This is a genomic window from Mycobacterium sp. TH-M15 (assembly GCF_057473705.1).
Genome location: NZ_JBYCLB010000471.1, coordinates 1 through 5,212 on the forward strand (window position 1 = coordinate 1; position 5,212 = coordinate 5,212).

A 5,212-nucleotide genomic window follows, 5' to 3' on the forward strand; every position below is an offset into this window, starting at 1 on the left:
CTCCAAATCGAGTAAAGCCATTAGGTAGATATCAATTATCGTGCACTATCAGATCATTAGCGCTGCTTAACGAAACATTATGGAACGCCCATTAGACAGGAAGTCTGATCTTTTCCCGATGGAGTCTTACTTACTTGCATAGCTCATCCACGTGACTAGTGCCGTCATTGATCGCATTCAAAGTCGTCGCCAACTCGGAAGTTGGCTCGTCATTCAGTGCATGAATTGCAAGGTCCTTGTACAAATTACCGAGCGATCGAACCGCATCAGCCAAGTCGGGAGAAGTAGCTGGCTCGGCTGCGAGATGGCTAATAATGTAATCACCAGCGGCATATGCTGCCAGGCGAGCCAAGGTGCCAGTCGTGAGCGCTCCGAGATAATCATCTCCCGTCGGTTTTGGTTTGTTAGAATTCACCGAAACCTCATTTTTAGCAATGGTATAGGCCGAACAAACATCCTTCTTTGCATCAGCGATCTGCTGTTTGGTGAAGTTCTGCGTAGTCGGCAACGTGGAGGGCGCCGGACGGAACCACCCGGCGACTGCTAAGCCTGTAGCGATCAGCGCAGTCGCCAACGTCAGCATGAGTAGCCACCGCCGTGGTGGGCGGACCATGGGAAAGGGTGTGGGTGGCCAATAGGGTGGAGCAGCCGGAGCCGAGGGCTGCACATCCGGAACGTTGTCGCCCGGTGGTATGTGAGACATTAGCTGATGGTATCGCTGCTCAATGAAGTTGGTAGTCATCCTGTGAAGGTGCGAACTGCCACACTGAACCCATGCCCCGTCCCCAGGTGCACCTGCTGACCCGCGCCGGCTGCCCGGCCTGCACCAGGGCGCATGAGCAGCTGACCGCGCTCGCCGCGGAGCTCGGCTTCGACCTCACCGCCGTCGACGTCGACGCCGCCGCCGCGGCCGGCGACGCCGGGCTGCGGGCCGAGTTCGGCGACCGGCTGCCGGTGGTACTGCTCGACGGCCGCGAACACGGCTACTGGGAGGTCGACGAGGCGCGGCTGCGGGCGGATCTGGCCGCCCGCGGGTGAGCGGCCCCGGCACTGCCGGCGAATTTTGTCGGCCCGCTGGTTAGCGTCTACCGTGGAGTTCTGCGTTTCCACTGGTGACAGCGAAGGAGCAGGCCAGGTGATGCTGCCGTGAGCGTGCTGCTTTTCGGGGTGTCGCATCGCAGTGCCCCGGTATCTGTTCTCGAGCAGCTGAGCACCGACGAGTCCGATCAGGTCAAGATCGTCGACCAGGTGCTGCAGTCACCGCTGGTCACCGAGGCGATGATGCTGTCGACCTGCAACCGGGTCGAGGTCTACGCGGTGGTCGACGCCTTCCACGGCGGCCTGTCGGTGATCGGCCAGGTGCTCGCCGAGCACTCCGGCTTGTCGCTGGGCGATCTGACCAAGCACGCCTACGTCCGCTACAGCGAGGCCGCCGTCGAGCATCTGTTCGCGGTTGCCAGCGGCCTGGACTCGGCGGTGGTCGGTGAGCAGCAGGTGCTCGGCCAGGTGCGCCGGGCCTACGCGACCGCCGAAGCCAACCGGACCGTCGGCCGGGTGCTGCACGAGCTGGCCCAGCAGGCGCTGTCGGTGGGCAAGCGGGTGCACTCCGAGACCGGCATCGACGCGGCCGGGGCGTCGGTGGTCTCGGTGGCGCTGGGCATGGCCGCGGCAAAGCTAGGCGAGCCCGGGCTGGCCGGCAAGACCGCGGTGGTGATCGGCGCCGGGGCGATGGGGGCGCTGTCGGCGGCTCACCTCGGCCGCGCCGGGGTGAGCCACATCCGCGTCGTGAACCGGTCGCTGCCGAGGGCGCAGCGGCTGGCCCGCAAGATCCGCGAGACCGGCATCGGGGCCGAAGCGCTGACCCTGGACCGGGTGACGGCCGCGCTGGCCGACGCCGACGTCGTGGTGAGCTGCACCGGCGCGGTGCGGCCGGTGGTCTCGCTGGGCGACGTCTACCACGCGCTCACCGAGGGTCGCCGCGACGAGACCGCCCGGCCGCTGGTGATCTGCGACCTGGGCATGCCCCGCGACGTCGACCCCGCGACGGCCGGGCTGCCCGGGGTCTGCGTCGTCGACATGGACCGGGTGCAGCGCGAGCCGTCGGCGCGGGCCGCCGCGGCCGACACCGACGCCGCCCGCGACATCGTCACCCGCGAGGTCGCCGGCTACCTCGCCGGACAGCGGATGGCCGAGGTGACCCCGACGGTGACCGCGCTGCGCCAGCGCGCCGCCGACGTGGTCACCGCCGAGCTGCTGCGCCTGGAGCACCGGCTGCCCGGCCTGGACGTCGACCAGCGTGACGAGGTGGCCCGCACCGTGCGCCGGGTGGTGGACAAGCTGCTGCACGCACCGACGGTGCGGGTCAAGCAGCTGGCCGGCTCGCCCGGTGGCGACAGCTACGCCGAGGCGCTGCGTGAGCTGTTCGAACTCGACCCGCACGCGGTGGATGCGGTCGCGACGGCCGGCGAGCTGCCGGCGCTTCCCGACACCGGAACCGCTACCGGGCGATAGCCGCGACAACCGCGACAACCGCAGTGGAGACGTCTTGGCCGAGGTGATCCGGATCGGCACCCGGGGCAGCGTTCTGGCGACCACCCAGGCCGGCACCGTCCGTGACGCGCTGATCGCCAACGGGCACGCCGCGGAGCTGGTGATCGTCAGCACCGCCGGTGACCGGTCCTCCGACCCGATCGAGACGCTCGGGGTGGGGGTCTTCACCGCGGCGCTGCGGGAGGCCATCGCCGACGGCCGGGTGGACGCCGCGGTGCACTCGCACAAGGATCTGCCGACCGCCGCCGACCCGCGGTTCGTGATCGCGGCGATTCCGCCACGTGCGGACCCGCGTGACGCGCTGGTGGCCCGCGACGGGCTTACCCTCGGGGAGCTGCCACCCGGGTCGGTAGTGGGCACCTCGTCGCCGCGGCGGGCCGCGCAGCTTAGCGCACTGGGTCTCGGTTTGGAAATCCGGCCCCTACGAGGCAACCTAGATACCAGGTTGAACAGGGTAAGCAGTGGTGATCTGGACGCCATCGTGGTAGCCCGGGCGGGTCTGGCCCGGCTGGGACGACTCGATGCCGTCACCGAGACGCTGGAGCCGGTGCAGATGTTGCCGGCTCCGGCTCAAGGTGCGCTCGCGGTGGAGTGTCGGGCCGGGGACGCCGAGCTGGTGGCGGTGCTCGCCGAACTCGACGACGCCGACAGCCGCGTCGCGGTCGTCGCCGAGCGAGCCCTGCTGGCCGAACTGGAGGCGGGCTGTTCCGCACCGGTGGGCGCGATCGCCGAGGTGGTCGACTCCATCGATGAGGACGGACACGTCTTCGAGGAGTTGTCGCTGCGCGGCTGCGTGGCGGCGCTGGACGGATCCGACGTGATCCGCGCGTCCGGCATCGGCACCCGCGACCGGGCCCGGGAACTCGGGGTCTCGGTGGCCGGGGAGCTGTTCGACCTAGGCGCGCGCGAACTCATGGCGGACGCGCGGTAGAGGTGCCGCGTAGCGGCGTGACGAGAACTGACTGGGAGTGACAGATGGCTCGCCAACTGAGCCCGCGGGGGCGGAAGCCGAAGCCGGGCCGCATCGTGTTCGTCGGCTCGGGTCCGGGAGACCCCGGCCTGCTGACGACGCGGGCGCGAACGGCGCTGACGAACGCCACATGTGTGTTCACCGATCCCGACGTGCCCGAGTCGGTGCTGGCGCTGGTCGGTATCGACCTGCCGCCGATCGCCGGCCCGAAGCCGGCCGCCGACGCCAAGACCGGGGCCGCCGATGCCGAAGGCGCAACCGGTGCTGACGCCGCCGCCGCCGAAGCCCCGGTCGCACCGGGCGGCCCGGACATCCGGCCGGCGCTGGGTGAACCGGCCGACGTGGCCAAGACGCTGATCGCCGAGGCCCGCGGCTGCGAAGACGTGGTGCGGCTGGTGGCCGGCGACCCGTTCTCGGTGGACGCGGTGATCGCCGAGGTAAGCGCCGTGGCCCGCAGCGCGGTGAGCTTCGAGGTGGTGCCCGGCCTGCCCGCCACCAGCGCGGTGCCCAGCTACGCCGGCCTGCCGCTGGGGTCGTCGCACACCGTGGCCGACGTCCGCGGTGACCTGGACTGGGGCGCGCTGGCCGCCGCGCCGGGTCCGCTGATCCTGCAGGCCACCGCGTCGCGCCTGCCCGAGGCCGCGCGCACCCTGATCGACTACGGCCTGACCGAGTCCACCCCGTGCGTGGTCACCTCCTCGGGCACCACCTGCGCGCAGCGTTCGGTGGAGTCCAGCCTGGAGGGGCTGACCAACCCGGCCACGCTGACCGGGCTGGAACAGCCAGGCGCAGTCAGTGGTCAGGAGCCGGCGCTGGGGCCGCTGGTGGTGACCATCGGCAAGACCGTCGCCAACCGAGCCAAACTGAACTGGTGGGAGAGCCGCGCCCTCTACGGCTGGACGGTGCTGGTGCCGCGCACCAAGGACCAGGCCGGCGAGATGAGCGAGCGGCTGGTGGAGTACGGTTCGCTGCCGATCGAGGTACCGACCATCGCCGTGGAACCGCCGCGCAGCCCCACCCAGATGGAACGGGCGGTCAAGGGTTTGGTCGACGGCCGGTACCAATGGGTGGTGTTCACCTCCACCAACGCGGTGCGTGCGGTCTGGGAGAAGTTCAACGAGTTCGGGCTGGACGCCCGGGCGTTCTCCGGGGTCAAGATCGCCTGCGTCGGCGAGTCGACCGCCGACCGGGTCCGCGCGTTCGGCATCAGCCCCGAGCTGGTGCCGTCCGGGGAGCAGTCCTCGCTCGGCTTGCTCGACGAATTCCCGCCCTATGACAGCGTTTTCGACCCGGTGAACCGGGTGTTGCTGCCGCGGGCCGACATCGCCACCGAGACGCTGGCCGAGGGTCTGCGGGATCGGGGCTGGGAGATCGAGGACGTCACCGCCTACCGCACCGTTCGGGCCGCGCCGCCGCCGGCGTCGATCCGGGAGATGATCAAGACCGGCGGATTCGACGCGGTCTGCTTCACGTCCAGCTCGACGGTGCGCAACCTGGTCGGCATCGCCGGCAAGCCGCACGCGCGCACCATCGTGGCGTGCATCGGGCCGAAGACCGCCGAGACCGCAGCCGAGTTCGGCCTGCGGGTCGACGTGCAGCCGGAGACCGCCGCGGTAGGCCCGCTGGTCGACGCGCGGGCCGAACACGCCGCCCGGCTGCGCGCCGAGGGCGCGCTGCCGCCGCCGCGCAAGA

5 protein-coding genes are annotated in these 5,212 nt (G+C 69.8%); 4 read left to right on the top strand and 1 reads right to left on the bottom strand.

Going from position 1 to position 5,212, the window contains the following annotated elements; translation table 11 throughout:
* Window positions 1-130: 130 nt before the first annotated feature.
* Window positions 131-583, bottom strand: a complete 453-nt coding sequence (locus tag AC2VNT_RS11375) for a hypothetical protein (RefSeq protein ID WP_486946954.1) — start codon at window positions 581-583, stop codon at window positions 131-133.
* Between the two features lie 191 nt (window positions 584-774).
* Between AC2VNT_RS11375 and AC2VNT_RS11380 the strand changes: the two genes are divergently transcribed.
* The 4 genes from AC2VNT_RS11380 to AC2VNT_RS11395 all read left to right on the top strand — a co-directional run.
* Window positions 775-1,038 (top strand): glutaredoxin family protein, encoded by a 264-nt coding sequence (locus AC2VNT_RS11380; RefSeq protein ID WP_486946955.1) that lies wholly within the window; start codon window positions 775-777, stop codon window positions 1,036-1,038.
* 108 nt (window positions 1,039-1,146) lie between these two features.
* Window positions 1,147-2,511 carry a glutamyl-tRNA reductase gene (locus AC2VNT_RS11385; RefSeq protein WP_486946956.1) on the top strand — a complete coding sequence of 455 codons (1,365 nt, stop codon included), beginning with the start codon at window positions 1,147-1,149 and terminating at the stop codon, window positions 2,509-2,511.
* Window positions 2,512-2,554: 43 nt separating this feature from the next.
* Window positions 2,555-3,481, top strand: a complete 927-nt coding sequence (gene hemC / locus AC2VNT_RS11390) for a hydroxymethylbilane synthase (RefSeq protein ID WP_486946958.1) — start codon at window positions 2,555-2,557, stop codon at window positions 3,479-3,481.
* 44 nt (window positions 3,482-3,525) lie between these two features.
* Window positions 3,526-5,212: bifunctional uroporphyrinogen-III C-methyltransferase/uroporphyrinogen-III synthase (locus AC2VNT_RS11395; RefSeq protein ID WP_486946957.1), on the top strand; the 1,687-nt coding region annotated here is incomplete at its 3' end.

What these genes read in the sequence shown, in the direction of transcription:
- AC2VNT_RS11375 (WP_486946954.1), bottom strand. Translation starts at nt 583, where the DNA reads ATGCTGACGTTGGCGACTGCGCTGATCGCTACAGGCTTAGCAGTCGCC.
- AC2VNT_RS11380 (WP_486946955.1), top strand. Translation starts at nt 775, where the DNA reads ATGCCCCGTCCCCAGGTGCACCTGCTGACCCGCGCCGGCTGCCCGGCC.